This window comes from Clostridium sp. E02 (genome assembly GCF_003833015.1).
Classification (GTDB): Bacteria; Bacillota; Clostridia; order Lachnospirales; family Lachnospiraceae; genus Lacrimispora.
Window position 1 is genome coordinate 1 of record NZ_RJLQ01000045.1, and the last position, 2,776, is coordinate 2,776.

The following is a 2,776-nucleotide window of genomic DNA, read 5'->3' on the forward strand; positions in this document are numbered from 1 at the left end:
CGTAAACGCTCCGTAGTGAGTGCAGCAAAAAAAAACAACCGCTCCCACGAGCGGCATGTTTTTACAATGATTTTCTGCAATTAGCCGGAAGCTTATCTGACCAGGGTAGCAGATCTTTGCAGAAGCTGTTATCTTTTTCCTCCAAGTGTTTTGGAATTTCTGTCAGAAGATATTCAAAATAATCATAAGGCTTTAGATGATTCACTTTTGCTGTCTCAGCTATGCTGTAAATAATAGCACTGGATTCAGCACCTGCTATTGTATCAATCATCATCCAGTTTTTCTTTCCTACACAGAAAGATCGGATCGATTGTTCTGCCGAATTGTTATCCATTGGAACCTCCCCATCTTCAAGGAATACTTTAAGATACTTCTCTTGATTAATGGAATAAGTTAAGCCAGTGTGAGTTTTTCCTTTGGCCGGAACTTTATTCTCGCTTTCTTTTGCCCATGCGAAATACGCATCCACCAAGGGTTTTATAGTCAGTTGGCGATGTTCCAATCGTTCTTTGGGGCTCATATCACAGAGTTTAGCTTCTTCTCTGTAAATAGCCTGGATTTGTTTCAATGCAAGATATGCAAGTGCATTTTTCCGACTTGCTTTTGGCAATGCCTTAACGGCTTCGTCGAATCTGCGTCTCGTATGTGCCCAGCATCCTGCAATTCTCAGATCTTCACGTTCTTTATCAATCGTGTGGTAGGCCTGATATCCATCTGTTACACAGATCCCCTGAAAATCTCTGAGGAATTTTCTCGGGTGACTTGCATTTCTTGAGGGTTGGTATTCATAGAGGACGATCTGATGATCGTGATACATGTTTCCTGTACGGTAGACCCACATATAATGCTTGTCACCTTCTGTGCGGTTTTCCTTTGTTACGCGCACTGGGGTTTCATCCGCCTGCAATACATGATAATCATATATCTTTTCATGCAGATAGTCATACAGAATTGCCAGGTATCGTTCTGCGCATAGGATTGTCCAGTGAGCCATTTCACCTCTGGTGATATTTACTCCGTATCGCTCAAATTCCTGTTCCTGGCGATAAAGCGGTATGGCATTTACATATTTAGCATTTATGATGGCTGCTTCAAGGGATGCAGAGACTAAACTGTTCCGCAAAAGATATCCCGGATGCTCAGCCTTCTTAAAGTGATTATCTTTTTTGGACTTGTAAACACCTACATGATGCTCTTCAATCTCTACCTTTGCAGGAGTAAATTTATAGCGGTTGTAAATCTCATCTTCCAGCTGATACCAGCCTTCCTTACCAAATTCAGCGATGAGTTCCTCCTCGGACATCATATGATTTACCGCAATGATTGGCAGATCTTTGATATCCTGCGCACGCTTGCCTTTTCCCTTTTTCGGTCTTGGCTTTGCCGATTCCTCCTCATCATATTCAGTAAGGGAAGCAATCGCTTCTGCTTCGTTGAAGAATACAATCTGACCATCTACTTCTAAAAAAGCAATCTGATTATCTGTATCCAGCTTTTCAGATGATTTGCCAAACCGATGGTTATTCAGTACAGCGATCTGTTCCAGCACAAGCTGAAGCTTATGATCGATATCTTTCAGCTGGGACTGCTGGGCAAGAAAAAGCTGAACGATAGTAGCCTTGTCAAAATGATTCAGTTGTTCTTCTGTATACTCAATCGCCATATAGAACCCATCCTTTCTTGTTTCTATTATAGCGGATTGTGGGAAATAAAGCGAATTTTACAAGTTTTCATTTTCGGCATATTGCCTATGGTTATTTAACGCTGTGTGGCTGTTTAAGAGCCTATGAATCACAGGCTTTTAAAATCATGATTGTCAATTACTGTGGAAGATTGTTCTTTTTGCAAGCTAATAGAGGTATCCTACCCGCTTTGGAAATGTAGATTTACGTATTTATCTGATGATGAAAACAGTGAAAAAATTCTCTGTTTTGCACAAATTTCAAGCGGAATACTCGGGTAGCACCACCTGCTTTACCAGCTTCTTTGGTGTAACAGTGAGTCCTTCCATCAGCCAGCGGAACTGTTGCGGTGTAAGACTCCTTACCTCTGATTCGGAACGCGGCCATTGGAAATTTCCCTGCTCTAATCTTTTGTACAAAAGAAGATGACCATCCGATTCCCAGACTAATCCTTTGATTCGGTCCGTTCTTCTTCCACAGAAAAGATAAAGCGTATCCGGTACAAATGGTTTGCTCTTAAGCTTTGACTCCACGATAGAAACCAACGTATCAATTCCAGATCTTAAATCAGTGTACCCAGTCACGATATATACGTTTTTAAAGCAGGTTGCATCATTTAACATCGGCTGCCACCTGCAGTACCATTTTTAAAAGCTCAGGAGATGTCTCATTGGTTACACGGATGCAGACCTTGTTGATTGAAACTTCCAATCCAGATGCTGATACAGATCGTAAATCACCACTTATGAGCTCTGCTGGAACCGGAACTATACTTTGTGGAATGGAATCATATGAAATATGATCCAGACAGGCCTTGCGCACTTCCCTTAAACGATAATAATAATTCGCTGCGGTAATTTCATGCTGGCTGCACCATTCTTTGACGGAGATTCCAGCAGGCCTGCTTTGACATTTGCGTATTTGATCCGCCCATTGCTGAAGTCGATATTGCCTGGCCACTAATGACGTTGTTGAGTTCATAGACAGTCCTCCTATAGATGTCAAAAAAGTTGAGGTTAACTTTTTTGATTTAATGAGCCTATTATCTCAGATACATAGAAAGAAATCTACGCATTCACTATGGAGCGTTTACT

Annotated in this window: 3 protein-coding genes; all 3 read right to left on the minus strand. The window is 41.4% G+C overall.

Annotated elements, in window-relative coordinates; translation table 11 throughout:
• Positions 1 to 61: 61 nt before the first annotated feature.
• The gene (locus EFT72_RS18790) at positions 62 to 1,663 is read right to left on the minus strand and encodes an IS66 family transposase (RefSeq protein WP_124068448.1); all 1,602 of its coding nucleotides are present in this window, start codon (positions 1,661 to 1,663) and stop codon (positions 62 to 64) included.
• Positions 1,664 to 1,942: 279 nt separating this feature from the next.
• Positions 1,943 to 2,305, minus strand: coding sequence for an IS66 family insertion sequence element accessory protein TnpB (gene tnpB, locus EFT72_RS18795; RefSeq protein WP_124068449.1), 363 nt, complete (start codon positions 2,303 to 2,305; stop codon positions 1,943 to 1,945).
• Positions 2,295 to 2,663 carry a hypothetical protein gene (locus tag EFT72_RS18800; RefSeq protein ID WP_124068450.1) on the minus strand — a complete coding sequence of 123 codons (369 nt, stop codon included), beginning with the start codon at positions 2,661 to 2,663 and terminating at the stop codon, positions 2,295 to 2,297. The genes tnpB and EFT72_RS18800 overlap by 11 nt, the downstream gene beginning before the upstream one ends.
• Between the last annotated feature and the right edge of the window lie 113 nt (positions 2,664 to 2,776).

Bases quoted from the DNA above. Each gene is read 5' to 3' on its own strand.
- EFT72_RS18790 (WP_124068448.1), bottom strand. From the start codon at position 1,663: ATGGCGATTGAGTATACAGAAGAACAACTGAATCATTTTGACAAGGCT.
- tnpB (WP_124068449.1), bottom strand. From the start codon at position 2,305: ATGTTAAATGATGCAACCTGCTTTAAAAACGTATATATCGTGACTGGG.
- EFT72_RS18800 (WP_124068450.1), bottom strand. From the start codon at position 2,663: ATGAACTCAACAACGTCATTAGTGGCCAGGCAATATCGACTTCAGCAA.